Genomic DNA, 20,821 nt, shown 5'->3' with positions numbered 1-20,821 from the left:
GGACACAATGGGTATATTATTAAGCCGATTGTGGCGCAATATTGCAATTTTGGGATACAAAATTGAAACCTAGGCATACGGTAGCGAGAAACAAACGCCGGAAAGATGCAGAACAAAAAAGGCGATTGCCGCGGCAATCGCCTTTTACTCCAGGCATTGACGCAGAGATCAGGCGGCCTCGCCGAGCTCCCGGCGCATGATCCTGGCGCCTTCGACCATGGCCTTCATCTTGCCGAAGGCCACCTCGCGGGGCAGGTATTTCATGCCGCAATCCGGTGCGACGATGATGTTCCTGGCCTCGACATAGGGCAGCGCCCGGCGGATCCGGTCGGCGACGGTTTCCGGGGTCTCGATATTCATGTCCGACAGGTCGATGACGCCGAGCATCAGCGTCTTGCCGGAAAGGCCTGTCAGCGTCGAGCAATCGAGGTTCGATTGCGCGGTTTCGAGCGACACCTGGTGGCAAGAGCAACCCGAAAGCTGGGTCAGGAAGGAATAGCCCGACGGCCGCTCGTGGATGATGGCCGCATAACCGAAGCAGATATGCACGGCCGTCGTGCCCTGGACGCCGTCAAGCGCCCGGTTGAGCGCGGCAAGTCCGTATTGCTCGGCCTTCTGCGGCCGCGCCTGCATGTAGGGCTCGTCAATCTGCACCACGTCGGCGCCGGCGGCGAAGAGGTCCCGGATTTCGGCGTTCACCGCGTCGGCGTAATCGTAGGCGGCTTCTTCTTCCGATTTGTAGAAGTCGTTCTGGGCCTGCTGCGACATGGTGAAGGGGCCGGGAACGGTGATCTTGATCTTGCGGTCCGTGTGGCTGCGCAGGAATTTCACGTCCTCGGCCTCCACCGCGTGCTTGCGGCGGATCTTGCCGGTAATACGCGGCACGGGGTTCGGATGGCCGGAACGATCGAGCGCCGATCCAGGATTGTCGAGATCGACCCCTTCGAGCGCGGTCGCGAAGCGGTTCGAATAGCTCTCGCGGCGGATCTCGCCATCGGTGATGATATCGAGGCCCGCCTCCTCCTGAGCCTTGATCGCCATGATCGTCGCGTCATTCTGCGCTTCGGCGAGGTATTCCTGGGGGATGCGCCAGAGCTCCCTGGCACGGACGCGTGGCGGGAAACGGCCCGCAAGCTTGGCGCGATCGATCAGCCATTCCGGCTGCGGATAACTGCCGACGAGTGTCGTTGGAAAAAGCACTGTCTCATCCTCCCATGTGTCAGTGTTGAAAGACGTTATACCTCGACAGACGGCTATCGTGTCAATGACGAGAGGGCGTTAGTTCCTTGACGAACGAGAAGTCGCGACCGAATATCGCCCGCCGTCTGCGAAGGCGGCATTCAATATTCCCAAGGAGAATACATGCCGCTGGATCCCAAGATCATCGAGACGCTGAAGGGCGTCTCCACCGCCACGCTGACCACGGTGCTTTTGAAGAAGGGCCTGCGCAATGTCTGGATGCGCGGTACCAAGCCGCTGAGGCCGGGCCAGGGCCGCGTGGTCGGGCCAGCCTTCACGCTGCGTTTCGTGCCCGCCCGTGAAGATCTCGCGACACCGGAGAGCTGGGCCTCGCCGATTTCCACCCGCGCGGCGATCGAGGCGATGCCGGAAGGCTGCGTCGCGGTCGCGGATGCGCTCGGCGTCACCGATGCCGGTATTTTCGGCGACATTCTCTGCTCCCGGATGGCGAAGCGCGGCGTGGCGGCTCTCGTGACCGACGGCGTGATGCGCGACGCGGAAGGCGTGCTCGGCAGCGGCATGAAGGTCTGGTGCGACGGTATCGCCGCCCCGCCTTCCGTCGCCGGCCTCACCTTCGTCGGCTGGCAGGAGCCGATCTCCTGCGGCGGTGTCGCGGTTTTCCCGGATGATATCGTCGTCGTGGACGAGGACGGCGCGGTGCTGATCCCCGCAAAACTGCTTGACGCGGTCGTCGCCGAGGCGCCGGAACAGGAGCGCATGGAAGGCTGGATCATGACCGAGGTGGACCGCGGCGTGCCGCTGCCGGGCCTCTACCCGATGAATGCGGAAACGAAAGCCCGTTACCAGGCCTGGAAGGACGCGCAATAATGACTTTCGGGATTGAGTCCAAGGGCGTTTACGCCATCGCCACAACGCCATTCTTCGAGGATGGATCGATCGATTTCAATTCGATCGACCGGCTGACGGATTTTTATGAGCAGAGCGGCTGCACCGGCATCACCATTCTCGGCATCATGGGCGAAGCCCCGAAGATGGAGCCGGACGAAAGCCGTGCCATCATCAAGAGGGTCGTTTCTCGCGCCAAAGTGCCGATCATCGTCGGCGTCTCGGCGCCCGGCTTTGCCGGCATGCGCTCGCTGGCGCGCGATGCAATGGACATGGGTGCGGCCGGCGTGATGATCGCGCCCACGCCGGCGCTGCGCACGGACGACCAGATCGTCAACTATTTCGCCGGCGCCGTCGAAGCGGTCGGCGAGGATGTGCCGTGGGTGCTGCAGGATTATCCGCTGACGCTCACCGTGGTGATGTCGCCGGGCGTGATTGCCAGGATCATCACCAACCACCCTTCATGCCTGATGCTGAAGCATGAGGACTGGCCGGGGCTTGAGAAGGTTTCGAAACTGCGCGCCATGCAGAAGGCCGGCGAACTGCGCCAATTCTCCATCCTTTGCGGCAATGGCGGCTTGTTCCTTGATTTCGAACCGGAGCGCGGCGCCGACGGCGCGATGACCGGTTACGGTTTCCCGGACATGCTGACGGAACTGGTCAATCTCTTCGCCGCCGGCAAGCGCGACGAGGCGCATGACCTGTTCGACGCGCATCTGCCGCTGATGCGCTACGAGCAGCAGGCAGGCATTGGCCTTGCGATCCGCAAACACGTGCTGAAACGGCGTGGCGTCATCACCTCGGATGCGCAGCGCAAGCCGGCCCAGATGCTGAGCCCCACCGCCAAGACCGAGGTGGACTACCTGCTCACGCGTCTCGCCAGGCACGACAAGCGCGCGGCGCTTTAAAACCGGCGGCGCCTCACAATGTGAGGCGCGCCACCCTTTCGGCAATCGCCATTGAAGCCGTGAGACCCGGCGACTCGATCCCGTAGAGCGCGGCGTAAGCCGGGTGGCCGGTCGTTTCAGGCCCCTGAATGATAAAATCGCCAGCCCCTCCCCCACTCGGACCGACTACTTTCGGCCGCACGCCCGAATAGGCCGGCTGCAGGGCGCCGTCCGGCAGACCTGGCCAATAGCGGCGGATCGCTCCATAGAACTTGTCGGCGCGGCCTGGATCGATGTCGTAGTCGACTGCCTCCACCCATTCGACATCCGGGCCAAACCGCGCCTGGCCGGCGAGATCGAGCGTCAGGTGGACGCCGAGCCCGCCGGGCTCCGGCACCGGATAGATGAGCCGCTCCGCCGGCGCACGGCCGGTCAGCGAAAAATAGCAGCCTTTTGCGTAATGACGCTCGGGAACGGTTTCGCGGTCGAAGCCGGCGATGCTCTCCGAGACCGCCCAGGCGCTCAAACCGCCGGCATTGACCACCAGTCTCGCCTCGATTTTCACGGGATCGCGGCCACCTACCGAAAGCATTATCGCATCGGCCAGAGCCTCGCCGCCGAGGACGGGCGAATTCAGCACGATGCTGCCGCCATGCGCTTCGATATCGGCGATATAAGCCTCCATCAGCCGGTGGCTGTCGATGATGCCGGTCGAAGGGGAGACGAGCGCCGCAAAGCCGATGATCTGGGGCTCCAGGCGGGCAAGCTCGGCACCGTCGATCAGCCGGCAGTCATCGACGCTGTTGGCTTGCGCCTGTTTCAGCAGCTTTTCGAGATAGGCGACCTCGGCCTCGTTCGAGGCGACGACCAGCTTGCCGCATCGCTTGTGCGGGATATGGCGGTCGCGGCAATACGCATAGAGCTTTCGTTTGCCGGCGACGCAGAGCTCGGCCTTCAGGCTGCCAGTCGGGTAGTAAAGACCGGCATGGATGACCTCGCTGTTGCGGGAAGACGTGATGCTGCCGGTCAGCGGTTCGGCTTCCAGAAGCACGACCTCGCGACCGGCCATCGCCAGTTCGCGAGCCACCGCAAGCCCCACCACGCCGCCGCCGATGACAACGCAATCGAGGCCCAAGACTTCACCCATGCCATTCTCCGCCACTTTTGCCTTCCGGTTGGCAGGCAGGATGATATACGAGAAATCCATTGCGGCCAGCGCTTTGGCCGGCCGGATTCGATTGGGAGGAATTTGAATCATGCAGGAATTTTCGCGATGAAGGTTGTATTTCTGGACCGCGACACGATCGGCCCTTCGGTGACGATCACCCGGCCGGCCTTTGCGCATGAATGGGTGGAATACGGCAAGACGGCGCCGGAGGATGTCGCCGCCCGCATCGCGGATGCCGATATCGTCATCACCAACAAGGCGCCGGTGCGCGAACAATCGATCGCCGATGCGCCGAACCTGAAGATGATCGCGGTTGCCGCCACCGGTTATGACGTGATCGACCTCGCCTTCGCCAAGGAGCGAGGCATCACCGTCTCCAACGTGCGCGGTTATGCGGTCAACACCGTGCCGGAGCATACGTTCGGGCTGATCTTCGCGCTGCGCCGCTCGATCGTCGGGTTCCGTGAGGATGTGATCGCCGGCGAATGGCAGCGCGCCAACCAGTTCTGCTTCTTCAACCATCCGATCAAGGATCTGGCCGGCTCGACGCTTGGCATTTTCGGCCGCGGCACGCTCGGCAGGTCGGTGGCGAAGATCGCCGAAGCCTTCGGGATGAGGGTTATCTTCGCGGCCCGCAGACAAGCGGAAAAGGTCGAGCCAGGCTACACCGCCTTCGACGAGGTGCTGGAAACGTCGGACATCATCACCTTCCACATGCCACTGACGCCGGCGACCCGCAACCTCATCGGCCTCGCCGAATTCGCCAAGATGAAGCGGCATCCGCTGATCATCAACACCGCCCGGGGCGGGCTGGTGAACGAGGCGGACCTGGTGACCGCGCTCAACGAAGGCCTGATCAGCGGCGCCGGTTTCGACGTGCTGACCAAGGAACCGCCGGCGCCGGACAATCCGCTGCTGACGATCCTGGACCGGCCGAACTTCATCCTCACCCCGCACGTGGCCTGGGCAAGCGACGAGGCGATGCAGACGCTCTGGGCACAGGTCATCACCCATGTCGAGAATTTCGAAAAAGGCTCGCCGTCCAACGTGCTCTGAAGCCGCAACAGTGGGAGAGAGGTCATGACATCCGCCGTTTCCCATCGCCGCCTCTCGGAATGCAGCCTGGGGGATGCGGCCGAAGGTTTTGCCACCGGCTTTTCGGGCTATGTGGTGCCGATGAATGTGACAGTCCCATCGCTGCAGTTGCGCATCGAGCGCGATCATGTCGATCTCGATGAGAGCTTCGTCTATTTCGACGGCGAGAAGCCGGCGGGCATTCTGCTGATCGGCCGGCGAGGTGATCTTTCACGGATCGGCGCAATCGGCATCGGCCCGACGATCCGCGGTCGCGGGTTCGGGCGTAGCGTCATGCTGGATGCGCTCAAAGCGGCGAAGGCGCGCGGCGACCGCAAGCTCATCCTTGAGGTGATCAACACCAATGAGCGGGCGCGCGATCTTTATCTATCGCTCGGCTTTGTGATTTCCCGCAAACTTGTAGGCTTCGGCCGCAGCCGCAAGCTTGCCGCGCCGGAGGTGACCCCGGCTGAGGAATGTGACTTGAAGACGGCCGCAGCGATGTTCGCAAAATTCGCCGATGCCGATCCCTCCTGGCAGACGGACCCCCGCAGTTTCCAAATGGCCGGCCCGCCGCTGAAAGGTTTCGTGCTCGATGACAAGGCAGCCGTACTTCTGGATGACTCGGGCAAGGATATCCGGCTTTTCGGCCTCGGGGTCGATCCCGCTCATCGCCGGCAGGGGTTTGGCAGGTCGCTGACCGATGCCCTCGCCGCCCGTTATCCGGGCCGCAGGCTCTTCGTTATCGAAAACGTGCCGGAGGGCCTGCTCGACCGGTTCATGCGGCGGATCGGCTGGCGGAAGAGCAAGCTGACCCAGTCCGAAATGACGATCGACCTTACCTAGTCGGCAAGTTCGATCCAGGCCGGCGCATGGTCGCTTGTATGTTCGCGGCCGCGGACGTGGCGATCGACGCCGGCCGCTTCCAGCCGGTCGGCGATCGAAGGGCTGAGCAACAGGTGGTCGAGCCGCAGGCCGGCGTCCCGGCCCCAGGCGTTTCGAAAATAATCCCAGAACGTGTAGATGCGTTCGCCCGGGTGCAGCGTGCGGATTGCGTCTACCCAGCCTTGCCCCTGCAACCGGGAAAAGGCCTCTCGTACCTCCGGCCGGAACAATGCGTCGTCCCGCCAGCGTTCCGGCTTGTAGACATCGAGATCGGTCGGCATGACGTTGTAGTCGCCGGCAAGAACGACGGGTGCGCCGGTGTCCAGCAGCGACCGGGCATGCATCAGGAAGCGCTCGTACCAGGCAAGCTTGTAGGCGAATTTCGGGCCCGGGGCGGGATTGCCGTTCGGAGCATAGAGGCACGCGATCAGCACACCCTGCACCGCGGCTTCGATATAGCGGCTGTGAAGGTCCTCCGGATCGCCCGGCAGGCCTCGGCGCGTTTCGACCGGATCGGCGTCGCGGGCAAGGATGGCGACGCCGTTCCAGCTTTTCTGGCCGTGCCAGACTGCGCCATATCCCGCTCTTTCGATCGGGCCGGCCGGAAACTTCTCCTGCGGGGCTTTCAACTCCTGCAGGCAGACGACATCGGGCCTCGCCTCCCCAAGCCATTCGAGGAGCAGGCCGAGGCGACCGTTGACGCCGTTCACATTGAAGGTCGCGATCTTCATGGATGCATCAACGTCGAGGCCGGCATTTGGATGCGGTTAAGCTTGTGAACAAAAGCGTTTTACAAATTAGCAAAACATTCAGGGATAGTCCGGAAGATGCCCTCTCAATCGACCGCGCCTCATCCGCGCGGCAAAAACTGTTTGTGGAGAGGGCCGTCGATGGCGGAAGCAATCGAAAATAGCGTGCGCGAGTTCATTGCGGAGAATTTTCTTTTCCGGGCCGACGCGCAGGTTTCCAACAATCAGTCGCTGCTCGAAAGCGGCGTGATCGATTCCACCGGCGTTCTCGAACTGATCGCCTTCCTGGAGCAGACCTACGGCATCACCGTCGCCGACGATGAAATCGTTCCGGAAAACCTCGACAGTATCGACAACATGACGAGCTACCTGTCGACCAAGCTGGCCGCGGCCTGAGGCTGCGCCGGTGCGGATAGAGGCCAGGCTCCGCGATAGTGCCAGACGTGTCGGGACCAAGCCCGCGCTCATCGCGGGCAATGTCCAGATGAGCTATGCGGAGCTCGATGCGCTGTCCGATCGCCTGGCGGCAAGCCTTGCCAGCGGCGGCATCAAACCCGGTGACCGGGTGCTGATGGTGCTGGACAACGGACATCAGGCGGTGGTCAGCTTCTTCGGCATCTGGAAGGCGGGCGCCGTGCCCTGCCCGCTTTATCCTTCGATCAAGGCGGAAAAGCTCTCTGTCATTCTAAACAGCACCGAGGCCTCCGCAGTAATCACCCATGCCCGTCAGCGGGCAACCGTGGATACGGCTGTCGCCATGACGAGGATGCAGCCGCTGACGATCGTCGCGCAGGCGGATGCCGGCGAAGATCTCGGTCATAGCTTGCGGTTCGAAAATCTGGTCCACGGTGAAGTCCCTGTCCCGCTGGAGGAGCTCGAGGATATCGAAGCGCTGGCGCTGCTGCTCCATACTTCGGGCTCCACCGGCCAGCCGAAGGGCGTGATGCTGACCCACGCCAATGTCAACGCCGCCTGCGAAGCGATCGTCGCCTATCTCGGCAACACGGCCGACGACGTCGTGCTCAGCGTCCTGCCTCTGTCCTTCGGCTACGGCATCACCCAGATGGTGACGATGGCGATGGTCGGCGGCACGCTGGTTCTCGAAAAGAGCTTCGCCTTCCCGCGCAAGATCCTCGAACGGCTGGCGGAGGTGAAGGCTACCGGTTTCCCGCTCGTGCCGCCGATGGCCGCCCTGATGACCGGCATCAAGGACCTGGAGCCGGGCTTCCTGCCGCATCTGCGCAGCATCACCAGCGCCGCGGCCGCCATGCCGCCGGCTCTTGCCGGGCGGCTGCAGCAGCTTTTCCCCACCACGAACCTCTTCCTGATGTACGGCCAGACGGAATGCCTGCGCGCCACCTACCTGCCGCCCGAGGAAGTGTCCCGCCGGCCGCTTTCCGTCGGCCGCGCCATTCCAGGCACCAAGGCTTTCGTGATCGACGAGGACGGACGTCCCGCTCCTCCGGGAACTATCGGTGAACTTGTGGTCGAAGGACCGCATGTGATGTCCGGTTACTGGGGCAACGGCCTCAACTCGGTACGTGCGCTTTCGCCGGCTGCCGGCGGCAGGCGGCTGCATACCGGCGACCTCTTCCGGGCGGATGCGGACGGCTTTCTCTATTTCATCAGCCGGCGCGACGACATCATCAAGACGCGCGGCGAAAAAGTCAGTCCGCAGGAAGTCGAGCGCGCACTCTATGCGCTGCCGGGCATCAAGGAAGCGGCGGTCGGCGGCATCGACGACCCGATCTTCGGCCAGGTCGTCCGTGCCTATGTGGTGCTGGAGGACGGCGTGACGCTTACCGAGCGGGACATCATCCGACACTGCGCTCAGTCGCTTGAAGACTACATGGTGCCGAAAAGCGTCGAATTCCGCGACGCGCTGCCACGCACGACGACCGGCAAGATCCGGCTCGGCGCGGACGAAACAAACACTGCCACACGGGGGAATGTCGCATGATCCAGAGCCTGAAGCAGGCCCAAAGCGCGGGGAAATTCTCGGCCGAAACACTTAAGCTGGATACGGAGGCGGAGATCGAACGTATCTGCGGCTGGCTTCGCGAGACGGTGCTCAAGGATTTGCGCAAGCGTGGCGCAGTCCTCGGCCTTTCCGGGGGCATCGATTCCAGCGTCACCGCCGCCCTCTGCGCCCGGGCGCTCGGGCCGGGCAAGGTGACCGGCATCTTCATGCCCGAACATGATTCCGATCCGGACAGCCTGAAACTCGGCCGGGCGCTGGCGGATGCGGTCGGCGTCGAGACCGTGCTCGAAGACATCGGGCCGGCGCTAGCCGCCGCCGGCTGCTATACCCGCCGCGACGGCTTCATCCGCCAGATCGTGCCGGAGTTCGGCGAAGGCTGGGGCTGCAAGGTGGTGCTGGAAAATGCGCTGACCGGCCGCGGCTACAATATTTCCTGGCTGGTGGTCGCCAATCCGGCAGGCGAACAAAGCCGGCACCGCATGCCGCTCGAGGTCTATCTCGGCATGATCGCGGCTGCCAACATGAAACAGCGCACCCGCAAGCAGATCGAATATTATCACGCCGACCGGCTGAACTTTGCCGTCGCCGGCACGCCGAACCGGCTCGAATACGACCAGGGCTTCTTCGTGAAGAACGGCGACGGCGCCGCGGACTTCAAGCCGATCGCGCATCTCTACAAGAGCCAGGTCTACCAGCTTGCCGAAGCGCTCGGCGTGCCCGCCGACATTCGCCGCCGGCCGCCGACGACGGACACGTGGTCCTTGCCCCAGGGTCAGGACGAATATTATTTCTCGCTTCCCTATGATCGCATGGATCTCTGCCTCTACGGGCTCGACAATGACCTAACGCGGGAAGAGGTCGGCGAGGCTGCGGGGCTGACACCGGACGAGGTGGACGCCGTCTGGCGCAATATCGCCTCGAAGCGCAAGGTGGCCGAATATCTACATGCCGAACCGGTGACGATGCTAGGTTAAGGGGGCTCGGCTAAGTGAGGCTCGGCTGAGAAGTCTCAGTCGAACCGGTCGCCGATCAGTCGCGTCCAGCTTTCGCCGGCAAGTCCGCAGATCAGCGCCTGGCCGGATCTGATCGGCTCCAGCAGGCTCTTCTCCCGCGCCTGTGCGACAAAGAACGAGCGGCCGTAGAAAATCGTCTTGCGGCTCATCAGCGTCGGGATCAGCCATGGATGCGCGCCGCCGCGCATGCCGGAGCATCCCATTTCGTAAGCGTGGGCAAACAGGTCGTCGATCATTTCCGCCGCCGCGTTCGGCGCCGACAGCGCCTGCAGGAGCCAGCCGATCTCACCGGGGCCGGCGAAATAAACGTAAGCCGCAACCGGTCGTCCGTCGGCGGCAAAGCCCACGCGCCATTCCGGATAGCCGAAATTCCGCTTGTTTTCCGCTTGCTCCAGGAACCACCCCAACGAACGATCATCCCAGCGGGGGTGAAGGGGATAGTTTGAGGCTAGCGTCAGAAGCGCCGTGGCGAACGCCTCGCGCGTGACATCGCGGAACGTTACCTTCGAAGCGCCACGCTCGGCCGGCCGAAGAGGCGTCATACGGATCAACGCCGCGCCGCGGTCGGCGATCCGGCCGAAGGGGCGCAGGAGGGTCACGGGACGCAACCGCCTGGCCAGGACCTCGACCGCTGCGGAAGCGGGACGCAGGATGCGCAACCAGTTCATGCTGTAGCCGGGATCGAGCGGATGCCCGGCCTTCTGCCACATGCCGAGCGCCGTGGAATTGGCGGTCTCCGTCATTGATATATCCTGCGGGCCGGCGAGGAAGGAGCGCAGCAGCCGCGCGCCGGCGAGCGGATTTTCCTTCGGGTTCCGGACCATCATCGAGCCGGCAAAGGCGGCGCGGAGCGGCCGGCCATCGAGTTCCAGCCGCGACGGAAAGACGCCGATGAAACCGGAGACTGTTCCATCGGCGTCCGCAAAGACCTTTGAACGGAGGTCGGGATCCGCCCAGGGATGATCGAAAAAGGCTTCCTCCAGATAGGCGATCAACGAGGGCGACGGCCCATTCGACTTGCGGAACGTCTCCTGGAAAAGCCGCGCTACAGCCTCGATATCACCACGCTCGAAATCGCGGACCGTGCCCGCTTCCGTCTTTCCCGTCATCGCCATCCCCTTGTCGCGAGGACCTTGCATCAGGAGAATTAAATAAACGAAAAGAGGCCCCGCACGCGGAGCCTCCGGAATTCCTTTGGGGGAACGCTTACATCCAGTACGGCGGAACGCCGTAATAGTCGTAGATCGTTCGGCCCTTGTCGTTGTACCAGGTATCGTCATCCAGATCTCGGTAGCGGGGGGCGCCGGTGATCTGGTCCTTGGTCAGGTCGATGCGATAGCCATCAAGCTGTTCGTCGTAGCGGAGCTTTTCCCAAGGCAGCGGGTAGTAATCGTCGCCGATACCAAGAAAGCCGCCGAAACTCAGGACCGCATAACCGACGCGGCCGCCGCGCTTTTCGAGAAGCACCCGGGCGATGGAGCCGATATGCTTGCCGTCGGCGCCATAAACCTTTGTCCCTTCGACCTTGTCGCTGGCGATCAGCGACGGGGTGTCCTTGACATAGGGATCCTGTCCGGCTCGTGGTTCTTGATGCAACATTGCGCACCTCCTGTCTTTGATTCATCGTGCATTTTGCAACACAGGGAAAACGCCTGATCCTTACGGATGTTCCGCTGTCGATCCCATTACACTCGGGTCCGACGCAGGCCCCTCGTTGACGTTTACGTCAAAGTTAGATAGCTGTTTAAATCTGTGCCGATGGCTTGATGCTGGCGCGGCATGGCATAATCTGTTGTTCGCGGGAAGGTGGAGGAGCCGACCTGCACGCGCCGGGAAAGCGCGGGGCAACAACAAAAACGATAGAGGAGGTCGTCATGAATGAAGTCACCGCACGTACCGGTGCCAATCCACCCAAGATCTGGCTTGCCTCCTATCCGCCGACAGTGCCGGCCGAGATCCCTCCCCTGCAGCATCCGTCACTCGGAGACCTCTTCGAGGACAGTTGCGCGCGGTATGCGGACCGCCCTGCCTTTTCGAGCATGGGCAAGGCACTGACCTTCCGTCAGCTCGAACAGGAAAGCCGCAAGATCGGCGCCTGGCTGCAGGCACAGGGCCTGGTCAAGGGCGACCGCGTGGCGGTGATGCTGCCGAACATCTTGCAGAACCCGGTGATCGTGTACGGCATCCTTCGGGTCGGCATGGTGGTCGTCAACGTCAACCCGCTCTACACCCCGCGCGAACTGGCCTACCAGCTCAAGGATGCCGGGGCCAAGGCGATCTTCGTTCTCGAGAACTTTGCCCATACCGTGCAGCAGGCCTTGCCCCAGACCGAGATCAAGCATGTGGTCGTCGCCACGATGGGCGACATGCTGGGGCTGAAGGGCCATATCGTCAACCTGGTCGTGCGCAAGGTGAAGAAGCTGGTGCCGGAATGGTCGCTGCCATCGGCCCGAAGCTTCAAGCAGGTGATCGCAGAGGGCGCCCGGCAGACGATGAATGCGGTCGAGGTCTCGCCTCGCGACATCGCCTTCCTGCAATATACCGGCGGTACGACCGGCGTTTCCAAGGGCGCTATCCTTACCCATGCCAACCTGCTCGCCAACAAGGAGCAGATGGGCCTGTGGCTGGAAACCGCCTTCCTCAACAAACCGCGCCCCGAACAGATCCAGTTCCTCTGCGCCCTGCCGCTCTATCATATCTTCGCGCTGACGGTGAATTCGCTGATGGGCGTCGCGACCGGCAGCCATAACATCCTGATCGCCAATCCCCGCGATATCCCCGCCTTCGTCAAGGAATTGCAGAAATACAAGGTCCACGTCTTCCCGGGGCTCAACACGCTGTTCAACGCGCTGATGAACAATGCGGATTTCCAGAAGCTGGATTTCTCCTCGATGATCCTCGTTTTCGGCGGCGGCATGTCGGTGCAGCGGCCGGTCGCCGAACGCTGGCTGAAGATGACCCATTGCCAGATCACCGAGGGTTACGGCCTGTCGGAGACCTCGCCGGTCGCCACCGCCAACCGGCTCGATGCCACCGAATTCAGCGGCATGATCGGGCTTCCCATCTCGTCCACGGAGATCTCGATCCGTAACGACGACGATTCCGAGGTGGAGCTCGGCGATGTCGGCGAGATCTGCATTCGCGGCCCGCAGGTGATGGCCGGTTACTGGAACCGCCCGGACGAAACCGCCAAGGTCATGACGACGGACGGTTATTTCCGGACCGGCGACATGGGCTACATGGACCGCCAGGGCTACACCAAGATCGTCGATCGCAAAAAGGACATGATCCTCGTCTCCGGCTTCAACGTCTATCCGAACGAGGTCGAGGAGGTCGTCGCGACCCATCCGGGCGTTCTGGAATGTGCGGCGATCGGCGTGCCTGACGAACATTCGGGGGAAGCTGTGAAGCTTTTCGTGGTCAAGAAGGATCCGAACCTGACGGAAGCGGACCTCAAGGCCCATTGCGTGGCCAATCTGACCGGCTACAAGCGCCCGCGTTTCATCGAATTCCGCACCGAGCTGCCGAAATCCAATGTCGGCAAGATCCTGCGGCGGGAGCTGCGCGGCTAACCTACCGTTGCAACGCTGCGACAGACGACGACCAAGCGTGTGTCACAAAGCCGGAATCCTTCCGTTAGCGGTAGACGATGCGGCAGTCCTTGATTAGCGCTCTCTGCGGGGGCTGGGCAAAGCATGTTGGAGTTCGCTTGGAGAGCCGCACCGGATTTTCGTTTCGAGTGATAGCCGTCGCCACGGTGATAGGCGTCCTTGCAGGCTGCGCGGGGCGCCCCGAAGGCGTGCTTATTCCGACCCGGGCGCAGGCCGCCGGGACCTCGAAGATCGATGTGCTGGTGGCAACCACGCGCCGCCCGACCGAGACGCCCGGCGTGCTGTTTTCCGGCGAACGCGGCAAGGAGCCTGTCGTCACCGAGATTGCCGTCTCCATTCCGCCGGACAAGGCCCGCGAGATCGGGCAGGTACAGTGGCCGTCGAAGCTGCCCGCCAATCCTGCAAAGGAGTTCGCGACGGTTTCGGTGACGCCGCTTGCCACCCCGGCGGCTCAATCCTGGCTCAAGGGCCACCTGGGCAAGAGCCGGCGCGTGTTTGTCTTCGTGCACGGCTTCAACAATCGCTACGAGGACGCCGTCTACCGCTTTGCGCAAATCGTCCACGATTCGAATGCGGACGTGGCCCCGGTCCTGTTCACCTGGCCGTCGCGCGGCAGCATATTCGCCTACAACTATGACAAGGAAAGCACCAACTATTCCCGCGATGCGCTGGAGGAGATGCTGCGCCGGCTGGCGAAGGAGCCGAATGTCGGGGAAATCACCGTCATGGCCCATTCGATGGGATCGTGGCTGACCGTCGAAGCGCTCCGCCAGATGGCAATTCGCGACGGGCGCGTGGCGCCGAAGATCCAGAACGTCATCCTCGCCTCCCCCGACCTCGATGTCGACGTGTTCGGCCAGCAGCTTGCCGAGATCGGCGAGAAGCGGCCGCATTTCACGCTGTTCGTTTCCCGCGACGACCGGGCGCTCAGCCTGTCGCGACGGATTTCCGGCAATATCGACCGACTTGGCCAGGTGGATCCGACCGTCGAGCCCTATCGCAGCGAATTCGAGAAAGCGGGCATCGTGGTTCTCGACCTCACCGCGCTGAAAACCGGCGACCGGCTGAACCACGGCAAGTTCGCCGAAAGCCCGGAAGTGGTGAAGCTGATCGGCAACCGGCTGATCGAGGGCCAGACGGTGACCGATTCAGACGTCGGGCTCGGCGAGACGCTCGGCGCTGTGGCCCTCGGGACGGCTCAGACCGTGGGAAGCGCCGCGAGCGTGGCCGTCAGCACGCCAATCGCCATCTTCGATCCAACCACCCGCCGGAACTACAGGGACCAGGTCGACCGCTTCGGCAACTCGATCGGCAACGCCGTAGAGACGGCGGTTGGACAATAAGCGCATCGTTGTCACGGCCGTGCTTGATTTGACATGGAAACGGAATAGGTTCCCGATCATCCTATTCCGAGTGCCGAGGAATCACCCATGCAGGCCATCGTCCAAGACCTGAAATCCACTGTCGCGAAAACCAATGCCACGGATATCCGCGCCGCCTTCGCGGCCGATTCCGGCCGTTTTGCCAAGTTCAGCGCCGTTTTCGATGATCTCCTGATGGACTATTCCAAGACGGCCGTGAACGACGAGATCATGGTGCTGCTCGAAAAGCTGGCTGAGGCCGGCGGCGTCGCGGCCAAGCGCGAGGACATGTTCTCGGGCGTCCCGATCAACTTCACCGAAGGCCGCGCCGTCCTGCACACGGCGCTGCGCAACCGCGCCAACACACCTGTCATGGTCGACGGCAAGGATGTCATGCCGGATGTCAACGGCGTGCTCGCCGCAATGGGCAAGTTCGCCGACGGCATCCGCTCGGGCGCGCTGAAGGGCGCGACCGGCAAGAAGATCACCGATATCGTCAATATCGGCATCGGCGGCTCCGATCTCGGCCCGGTTATGGTCACGCTGGCGCTGGCGCCTTTCCATGACGGCCCGCGGGCGCATTTCGTTTCCAACGTCGATGGCGCCCATATCGCCGACACGCTGAAGCTGCTCGATGCGGAAACGACGCTGTTCATCGTCGCTTCCAAGACATTCACCACCATCGAGACGATGACCAATGCGGCATCGGCGCGTGCCTTCATCGCCGGCAAGCTCGGGGAAGCAGCCGTCGGGCATCACTTCTGCGCCGTCTCCACCGCGCTCGACAAGGTCGCCGCCTTTGGCATCGAGAGCGACCGCATCTTCGGATTCTGGGACTGGGTCGGCGGACGTTATTCGATCTGGTCGGCAATCGGCCTGCCGCTGATGATCGCCGTCGGGCCTGAGAATTTCGGCAAGTTCCTGGATGGCGCGCATGCGATGGACACCCATTTCCGCACCGCGCCAGTGCGCCGGAACCTGCCGATGCTGCTCGGCCTGATCGGCTTCTATCACCGCAACGTTCTCGGCTATCCGTCTCGCGCCATCCTGCCCTACGACCAGCGGCTGCTGCGCTTCCCGGCCTATCTGCAGCAACTCGATATGGAATCGAACGGCAAGGGCGTGACGATCGACGGCACGCCGGTCGAGGGCAATTCCGGCCCGGTCGTATGGGGCGAACCCGGCACCAACGGCCAGCACGCCTTCTACCAGCTCATTCACCAGGGCACGACGGTCATCCCGGCCGAGTTCATGATCGCCGCCAACAGTTTCGAGTCGCATCTGCGCCACCAGCACGAGCTGCTGATCGCCAACTGCCTGGCGCAGTCGGAAGCGTTGATGAAGGGCCGCACGGTTGCCGAGGCCAAGGCACAGCTGACCTCGAAGGGCATGGACGACAAACAGGCCGATTTCATCGCGCCGCATCGCGTCTTCACCGGCAACCGCCCCTCGATCACCTTCGTCTACGACACGCTGACGCCGTTCGCCCTCGGCAGACTGATCGCGCTCTACGAACACCGCGTCTTCGTCGAAGGCGTGCTGTTCCGCATCAACTCGTTCGACCAGTGGGGCGTCGAGCTCGGCAAGGAACTGGCGACCGGCCTGCTGCCCGTCGTGGAGGGCAAGGAAAGCGCCGCCAGCCATGACGCTTCGACGCAGGGGCTGGTGAAGGCTCTGCTCGCCGCCCGGAAATGACATTTCGGCCCTTCCTCAAGAGCCGAGTTATTTCCGCTTGCAGACGAAGGGCCGGACCTCAGAGTCCGATTTCATGGGCGAACGGCGGGTTGGCGCCGGCCCGCGATACCGTGACGGCAGCGGCCTTTGCACCGAGTGCGAGGGCTTTGCTCACGGCTTCCTCGGACAGACCTGCGACCTTTTCCTTGGTCAGCAGGTTCTGCATCTTCAGCGACGCCAAAATGCCCGCATCGAAAGTGTCGCCGGCGCCGACGGTATCCACCACCGTGACGCGCTCGCTCGGCACCGAAGCCTTGAAATTCCTGGTGTAACCGGTCGCCCCATCCGCGCCACGGGTCAGGACCACCAGCTTGGCTCCCTGATCCAGCCAATGCGCAGCAAGCGTGTCGTGGTCGCCCTGCATCCCGAACCACTCCAGGTCCTCGTCGGAGAACTTGATGATGTCGGACATGGCAGCCATCCGGCGGACACGGTCCATGTGCTTCGGCTTGTCCTTGATGAAGCCCGGGCGGATATTCGGATCGAAGGAGATGACCCGCTTCTGGTATTCGCGGGCCATCAGTGCCTCGTAGGTGCCGCCGCAGGGTTCGGGGATCAGGCTGATCGCGCCAAAATGCATGGCCTCGCAGTCATCACCGAGCACCGGCAGGTCGGCCTCGGTGATCATCCGGCCGGCAGTGCCTTCGTCGTAGAAGGCATAGGTCGCCTGACCGTTGACGAGTTTCACGAAAGCGATCGTCGTTGGTCGCGAGGAAACCGCGGCGAGACTGTAATCCACGCCGCTCTTTGCCAACGTGTCCCGCAGGACGTCCCCCATCAGGTCGTCGGAGATGCCGGTGAAGAACGCGGTCGGCTGGCCAAGCCGCCCGAGCGCAATCGCCGTGTTGAAGATGGCGCCGCCGGCGTAAGGCGCAAAGCCTTTTTCGCCGAGCGTGGTGTCACGCGGAAGCATATCGATCAGGGCTTCGCCGCAGCACAAAATCATAAAATCCTCCCGCGCGCTTCTCAACAGTTTTCAATCGATTAAGCGAGCTTTTGCCAAAAGGCCAGAGCAAAAAATCAGAGTGCTATCTCGCTGACGCCGCCATTGCGTCCTGACCAGGCCAGTGGCGCGTCGAGAAAGGCCTCGACTTCCGACAGCGTGTTTTCATCGAAAAGCTTGCCCTCCCTGGCTGCCGCAAGCACATTGCGCCAGGTGGCGATGTGATGAAGCTTCACCTGGCCGTTCGAGAACCGCTCGTAGGCTTCCGGGAAGATATCGTAGAAGAAGAGCGCGACGCCGTGATCGACAGTGGCGCCGACTGCGCGGATTGCATCGATGAATTTGAACATGCTGCCGCCGGCGGTCGTCAGGTCCTCGATGACCAGCACGCGCGCACCGTCCGGGAGATGGCCCTCGATCTGTGCATTGCGCCCGTGGCCCTTCGGCGCCTTCCGGACATAGATCATCGGCAGGCCCAAACGTTCGGCAAGGAAAGCCGCAAAGGGAATGCCCGCCGTCTCGCCGCCGGCAACGCAGTCGAATTTTTCGAAACCGGCGTCGCGCATGACGGTCGCGGCCGCGAAGTCCATGATCGCCGAGCGAATGCGCGGATAGGAAATCAGCTTGCGGCAGTCGATATAGACCGGGCTCATCAGCCCCGAGGCGAATTTGTAGGGCTTGTCGGCGCTGAAGTGGACCGCTCCGATCTCCCAGAGCATCTTCGCCATCAGTTCGGCCATTACGCCGCGGTCCGGAAATGTGGTTTGAATCATGCGCCCGCTCCTTTTGTCAAAACCACGCGCCGCAATAGCAGCATGCGACAGAGTACGCCAGACGATGCAGAAAATAAGGACGGAATCAGGCGGTGGTGCGCGTTTCGTTCAAATCCACCGGGCGCAGATAACCTGCGACATGCACGCGATCACGGCCGGAACGCTTTGCTTCGTAGAGGGCGTTGTCGGCGAGACTGAGCACGGTTTCGAAAGACTGGCCAGTCGGGGCGCCGACAGCGACACCGGCGCTGACCGTGCACTTGAGCACCGCATCGCCGATGATGATCTCGCGAGCGGCAAAGCGGCGGGAGATGTCGTTGGCGATCCGCTCGGCCCGTCCGGGAAGCACGTTGACGAGGATCACCACGAACTCCTCGCCTCCCAGTCGCGCCACGGTGGCCCGGGTTTTCGTGCCGCTCCTGAGATCGTCGGCAAACAGCCTCAGCACTTCATCGCCGGCGGCATGGCCATGCTGGTCGTTGATGGCCTTGAACCGATCGATATCGAAAACGACGACGGCGGTCGACGAACCGAGAATGCGATGGCCATGCTGCTCGAAGAGAGCACGGCGATTGAGAAGTCCCGTCAGCGCATCGGTCATCGCCTCGTGGCGATGGTGGGCTGCCATGCGCCACTGATGGAGCGCCAGCGACAGCGCACCAATGCCGGTCATTCCGGCTATGCAGACAGCGATATTGAGGTTTTCGGCCCAGTTGTCGGGCGCGTGGCCCAGCACCCATTGCCGCCCGTCGATCAGGACCAGAGCACACAAGGCAAACGAGACGGAGGTGGCCCCGTAAAGCACCGCCATTCCGATCAGCGGGCCCGGCGCCTCCCGGCGTGCGCACCAATATTGCCTGGCGGTTCCGAGGAGCAGCGCAGCTGTCGCAAGGTTCATGACGATGAACCCGAGGCCGTCGAGGCCGGCAATCATCAGCGGCAGGCCGAAAATCGCGGCTACGGCGGTAATGGCACCGGCCATTATCCAGGGCCTCGCGCCTCTGCGAAACTGCACGGATGCCGCATAGATCGTGCCGAACCCCGCCATCAGGAAGGTATAGGCAATCGAGGCACCCACAACGTCGGCTTCGACGGTATAGGAACTGTAGGCGAAAATGCCTGAAACGGTCAGGCAGAGCGCGATGACAAGGGTGAGCAGGAAAGAATCGGTGCGACGCGAATACCATGTGCCAAACAGCGTCACCATCAGGCACGCCGCTGAGACGCCCAGCGCGAGCAGAAGAGAATGGTAGTCGAGCATCATGCCTAGCTTTCTCTCCGGGTACATCCCCGCGGGAAAATCCTGGGCGTCAAGCTAAGCTCGGATTCTATCCAAAAGGTTACCGGATCGATCCAAATACCAGCAAACCCCACATCATTAGCATTTACTTATCAAGTACTTGCCAATGAAGCGGAAACATCGGATCGAAGACTGTGATCGGCCCGGCACCACTCTCGCGTTTGTCGGGAAACCTTGCCGGCTCGTCGCGCTTTTCAAGCGTGATCGTCTCTTCGTTCGGCGCCAAGCCATACCAGGCCGGGCCGTTCAGCGAGGTAAACGCCTCCAGCTTGTCGAGCGCGTTGTCGTCCTCGAACACATGCGCAAGGCAGCTCATGGTATTGATGGACGTATAGATGCCGGCACAACCGCAGCCGCATTCCTTGAGCGGATCGACATGGGGGGCGGAATCCGTGCCGAGGAAGAAACGCGGATCGCCCGATGTCGCCGCCGCCCTGAGCGCCAGTCGGTGGTTCTCGCGCTTGGCGACCGGCAGGCAGTAATAGTGCGGGCGGATGCCGCCGACCAGGATCGCGTTACGATTGATGATCAGGTGGTGGGTGGTGATCGAGCCGGCGAGATTGCCCTGCGACGACTTGATGTAGTCGATGCCGTCGGCGGTCGTGACGTGCTCCATCGTGACCTTCAATTCCGGCAGGCGTTTGCGCAACGGGTCGAGCACGGTCTCGATGAAGACCGCCTCGCGGTCGAAGATATCGACCTCCGGAGTGGTCACCTCGCCATGCACGCAGAGCGGCAGGCCGATCTTGGCCATGCGTTCCAGAACCGGCATCGCCTTGTTGAAATCGCGCACGCCGCCATGGGAATTGGTTGTGGCACCGGCGGGGTATAGCTTCACCGCCGAGATCAGGCCGCTCCTCTTGCCCTCTTCCACATCCTCCGGATCGGAATGTTCCGTCAGGTAGAGCGTCATGAGCGGCTCGAAGCGATCACCCGCAGGAAGGGCGGCGAGAATACGCTCCCGATAGGCCCTGGCATCCGAGGTCGTCACCACCGGCGGCACCAGATTGGGCATGATGATTGCGCGTGCGAAATGCCGGCTCGTATCGCCGATCACCGCTCGTAGGACGTCGCCGTCGCGCAGGTGCAGGTGCCAGTCGTCAGGGCGGCGGAGCGTGAGCGTCTTCATGGGAGAACTTCCGGAGGTGGTCGATCCATCCGCCATAACATCAATGGTTCGGGCAAAACAATCCGATGATGCGAGGAACCTGCAATCCAGCAGACCGGATGTAGGTTACTTCTCACGCAGATGTGCGA

The 20,821-nt window shown here is 62.5% G+C and carries 19 protein-coding genes; 10 read left to right on the top strand and 9 right to left on the bottom strand.

Annotation, left to right across the window (positions count from 1 at the left end):
- Positions 1–168: 168 nt before the first annotated feature.
- Complete coding sequence (locus ACSQ8R_RS00510; RefSeq protein ID WP_436251590.1) at positions 169–1,200, bottom strand: uroporphyrinogen decarboxylase family protein; 1,032 nt, start codon at positions 1,198–1,200, stop codon at positions 169–171.
- A 162-nt stretch (positions 1,201–1,362) separates the two neighbouring features.
- Between ACSQ8R_RS00510 and ACSQ8R_RS00505 the strand changes: the two genes are divergently transcribed.
- Together ACSQ8R_RS00505 and ACSQ8R_RS00500 are read left to right on the top strand one after the other, a co-directional pair.
- Positions 1,363–2,067 carry a ribonuclease activity regulator RraA gene (locus ACSQ8R_RS00505; RefSeq protein ID WP_436251589.1) on the top strand — a complete coding sequence of 235 codons (705 nt, stop codon included), beginning with the start codon at positions 1,363–1,365 and terminating at the stop codon, positions 2,065–2,067.
- Positions 2,067–2,993 (top strand): dihydrodipicolinate synthase family protein, encoded by a 927-nt coding sequence (locus ACSQ8R_RS00500; protein ID WP_436251588.1) that lies wholly within the window; start codon positions 2,067–2,069, stop codon positions 2,991–2,993. Before ACSQ8R_RS00505 ends, ACSQ8R_RS00500 begins: the two co-directional genes overlap by 1 nt.
- A gap of 13 nt (positions 2,994–3,006) precedes the next feature.
- Here ACSQ8R_RS00500 and ACSQ8R_RS00495 read toward each other — a convergent pair whose 3' ends face one another.
- Positions 3,007–4,119 (bottom strand): NAD(P)/FAD-dependent oxidoreductase, encoded by a 1,113-nt coding sequence (locus tag ACSQ8R_RS00495; RefSeq protein WP_436251587.1) that lies wholly within the window; start codon positions 4,117–4,119, stop codon positions 3,007–3,009.
- A 126-nt stretch (positions 4,120–4,245) separates the two neighbouring features.
- On the opposite strand from ACSQ8R_RS00495, the gene ACSQ8R_RS00490 reads away from it, so the two are divergent.
- Both ACSQ8R_RS00490 and ACSQ8R_RS00485 read left to right on the top strand, forming a co-directional pair.
- Positions 4,246–5,196: a D-2-hydroxyacid dehydrogenase gene (locus ACSQ8R_RS00490; protein ID WP_436251586.1), complete on the top strand. Its 951-nt coding sequence runs from the start codon at positions 4,246–4,248 to the stop codon at positions 5,194–5,196.
- A 24-nt stretch (positions 5,197–5,220) separates the two neighbouring features.
- A complete protein-coding gene (locus ACSQ8R_RS00485) occupies positions 5,221–6,060 on the top strand; it encodes a GNAT family N-acetyltransferase (protein WP_436251585.1) in 840 nt (279 codons plus the stop codon).
- Here the strand turns inward: ACSQ8R_RS00485 and xth are convergent.
- Positions 6,057–6,830: an exodeoxyribonuclease III gene (xth, locus tag ACSQ8R_RS00480; protein ID WP_436251584.1), complete on the bottom strand. Its 774-nt coding sequence runs from the start codon at positions 6,828–6,830 to the stop codon at positions 6,057–6,059. The two genes, ACSQ8R_RS00485 and xth, sit on opposite strands and share 4 nt — an antisense overlap.
- Positions 6,831–6,989: 159 nt before the next feature.
- Between xth and ACSQ8R_RS00475 the strand changes: the two genes are divergently transcribed.
- From ACSQ8R_RS00475 to nadE, 3 genes are read left to right on the top strand one after another with little or no spacing between them, the layout of a single operon-like run.
- Positions 6,990–7,244 (top strand): acyl carrier protein, encoded by a 255-nt coding sequence (locus ACSQ8R_RS00475; RefSeq protein ID WP_210010572.1) that lies wholly within the window; start codon positions 6,990–6,992, stop codon positions 7,242–7,244.
- Positions 7,245–7,254: 10 nt separating this feature from the next.
- Complete coding sequence (locus ACSQ8R_RS00470; RefSeq protein WP_436251583.1) at positions 7,255–8,808, top strand: class I adenylate-forming enzyme family protein; 1,554 nt, start codon at positions 7,255–7,257, stop codon at positions 8,806–8,808.
- Positions 8,805–9,803, top strand: a complete 999-nt coding sequence (nadE, locus tag ACSQ8R_RS00465) for an NAD(+) synthase (protein ID WP_436251582.1) — start codon at positions 8,805–8,807, stop codon at positions 9,801–9,803. Before ACSQ8R_RS00470 ends, nadE begins: the two co-directional genes overlap by 4 nt.
- Positions 9,804–9,838: 35 nt before the next feature.
- Here nadE and ACSQ8R_RS00460 read toward each other — a convergent pair whose 3' ends face one another.
- Both ACSQ8R_RS00460 and ACSQ8R_RS00455 read right to left on the bottom strand, forming a co-directional pair.
- Positions 9,839–10,951 (bottom strand): hypothetical protein, encoded by a 1,113-nt coding sequence (locus ACSQ8R_RS00460; RefSeq protein WP_436251581.1) that lies wholly within the window; start codon positions 10,949–10,951, stop codon positions 9,839–9,841.
- Between the two features lie 97 nt (positions 10,952–11,048).
- Positions 11,049–11,441: a PRC-barrel domain-containing protein gene (locus ACSQ8R_RS00455; RefSeq protein ID WP_436251580.1), complete on the bottom strand. Its 393-nt coding sequence runs from the start codon at positions 11,439–11,441 to the stop codon at positions 11,049–11,051.
- 275 nt (positions 11,442–11,716) lie between these two features.
- Between ACSQ8R_RS00455 and ACSQ8R_RS00450 the strand changes: the two genes are divergently transcribed.
- The 3 genes from ACSQ8R_RS00450 (at position 11,717) to pgi (ending at position 16,509) form a co-directional block, all read left to right on the top strand.
- Positions 11,717–13,414 carry a long-chain fatty acid--CoA ligase gene (locus tag ACSQ8R_RS00450; protein ID WP_436251579.1) on the top strand — a complete coding sequence of 566 codons (1,698 nt, stop codon included), beginning with the start codon at positions 11,717–11,719 and terminating at the stop codon, positions 13,412–13,414.
- 137 nt (positions 13,415–13,551) lie between these two features.
- On the top strand, positions 13,552–14,796 hold the full coding sequence (locus ACSQ8R_RS00445; RefSeq protein WP_436251578.1) for an alpha/beta hydrolase: 1,245 nt from the start codon (positions 13,552–13,554) through the stop codon (positions 14,794–14,796).
- An 87-nt stretch (positions 14,797–14,883) separates the two neighbouring features.
- Entirely contained in the window at positions 14,884–16,509 is a 1,626-nt protein-coding gene (pgi, locus tag ACSQ8R_RS00440; protein WP_436251577.1) for a glucose-6-phosphate isomerase, read from the top strand.
- Positions 16,510–16,567: 58 nt separating this feature from the next.
- On the opposite strand, the gene ACSQ8R_RS00435 is transcribed toward pgi, so the two are convergent.
- From ACSQ8R_RS00435 to pyrC, 4 genes are all read right to left on the bottom strand, one after another.
- Positions 16,568–17,494 (bottom strand): carbohydrate kinase family protein, encoded by a 927-nt coding sequence (locus tag ACSQ8R_RS00435; protein ID WP_436251576.1) that lies wholly within the window; start codon positions 17,492–17,494, stop codon positions 16,568–16,570.
- Between the two features lie 74 nt (positions 17,495–17,568).
- Positions 17,569–18,264 (bottom strand): orotate phosphoribosyltransferase, encoded by a 696-nt coding sequence (locus ACSQ8R_RS00430; RefSeq protein WP_436251575.1) that lies wholly within the window; start codon positions 18,262–18,264, stop codon positions 17,569–17,571.
- A gap of 85 nt (positions 18,265–18,349) precedes the next feature.
- Positions 18,350–19,528, bottom strand: coding sequence for a diguanylate cyclase (locus ACSQ8R_RS00425; RefSeq protein ID WP_436251574.1), 1,179 nt, complete (start codon positions 19,526–19,528; stop codon positions 18,350–18,352).
- 121 nt (positions 19,529–19,649) lie between these two features.
- Complete coding sequence (gene pyrC / locus ACSQ8R_RS00420) at positions 19,650–20,693, bottom strand: dihydroorotase (protein ID WP_436251573.1); 1,044 nt, start codon at positions 20,691–20,693, stop codon at positions 19,650–19,652.
- Positions 20,694–20,821 lie beyond the last annotated feature (128 nt).

Source organism: Neorhizobium sp. LjRoot104 (genome assembly GCF_964253725.1).
GTDB lineage: Bacteria > Pseudomonadota > Alphaproteobacteria > Rhizobiales > Rhizobiaceae > Neorhizobium.
Note: the sequence above shows the minus strand (reverse complement) of the source record. Positions and strands in the feature narration are given on the sequence as shown.

Bases quoted from the DNA above. Each gene is read 5' to 3' on its own strand.
- ACSQ8R_RS00485 (WP_436251585.1), top strand. From the start codon at position 5,221: ATGACATCCGCCGTTTCCCATCGCCGCCTCTCGGAATGCAGCCTGGGG.
- ACSQ8R_RS00495 (WP_436251587.1), bottom strand. From the start codon at position 4,119: ATGGGTGAAGTCTTGGGCCTCGATTGCGTTGTCATCGGCGGCGGCGTG.
- ACSQ8R_RS00435 (WP_436251576.1), bottom strand. From the start codon at position 17,494: ATGATTTTGTGCTGCGGCGAAGCCCTGATCGATATGCTTCCGCGTGAC.
- pyrC (WP_436251573.1), bottom strand. From the start codon at position 20,693: ATGAAGACGCTCACGCTCCGCCGCCCTGACGACTGGCACCTGCACCTG.
- ACSQ8R_RS00425 (WP_436251574.1), bottom strand. From the start codon at position 19,528: ATGATGCTCGACTACCATTCTCTTCTGCTCGCGCTGGGCGTCTCAGCG.
- nadE (WP_436251582.1), top strand. From the start codon at position 8,805: ATGATCCAGAGCCTGAAGCAGGCCCAAAGCGCGGGGAAATTCTCGGCC.
- ACSQ8R_RS00505 (WP_436251589.1), top strand. From the start codon at position 1,363: ATGCCGCTGGATCCCAAGATCATCGAGACGCTGAAGGGCGTCTCCACC.
- ACSQ8R_RS00500 (WP_436251588.1), top strand. From the start codon at position 2,067: ATGACTTTCGGGATTGAGTCCAAGGGCGTTTACGCCATCGCCACAACG.
- ACSQ8R_RS00430 (WP_436251575.1), bottom strand. From the start codon at position 18,264: ATGATTCAAACCACATTTCCGGACCGCGGCGTAATGGCCGAACTGATG.
- xth (WP_436251584.1), bottom strand. From the start codon at position 6,830: ATGAAGATCGCGACCTTCAATGTGAACGGCGTCAACGGTCGCCTCGGC.
- ACSQ8R_RS00460 (WP_436251581.1), bottom strand. From the start codon at position 10,951: ATGACGGGAAAGACGGAAGCGGGCACGGTCCGCGATTTCGAGCGTGGT.
- pgi (WP_436251577.1), top strand. From the start codon at position 14,884: ATGCAGGCCATCGTCCAAGACCTGAAATCCACTGTCGCGAAAACCAAT.
- ACSQ8R_RS00455 (WP_436251580.1), bottom strand. From the start codon at position 11,441: ATGTTGCATCAAGAACCACGAGCCGGACAGGATCCCTATGTCAAGGAC.
- ACSQ8R_RS00490 (WP_436251586.1), top strand. From the start codon at position 4,246: ATGAAGGTTGTATTTCTGGACCGCGACACGATCGGCCCTTCGGTGACG.
- ACSQ8R_RS00450 (WP_436251579.1), top strand. From the start codon at position 11,717: ATGAATGAAGTCACCGCACGTACCGGTGCCAATCCACCCAAGATCTGG.
- ACSQ8R_RS00475 (WP_210010572.1), top strand. From the start codon at position 6,990: ATGGCGGAAGCAATCGAAAATAGCGTGCGCGAGTTCATTGCGGAGAAT.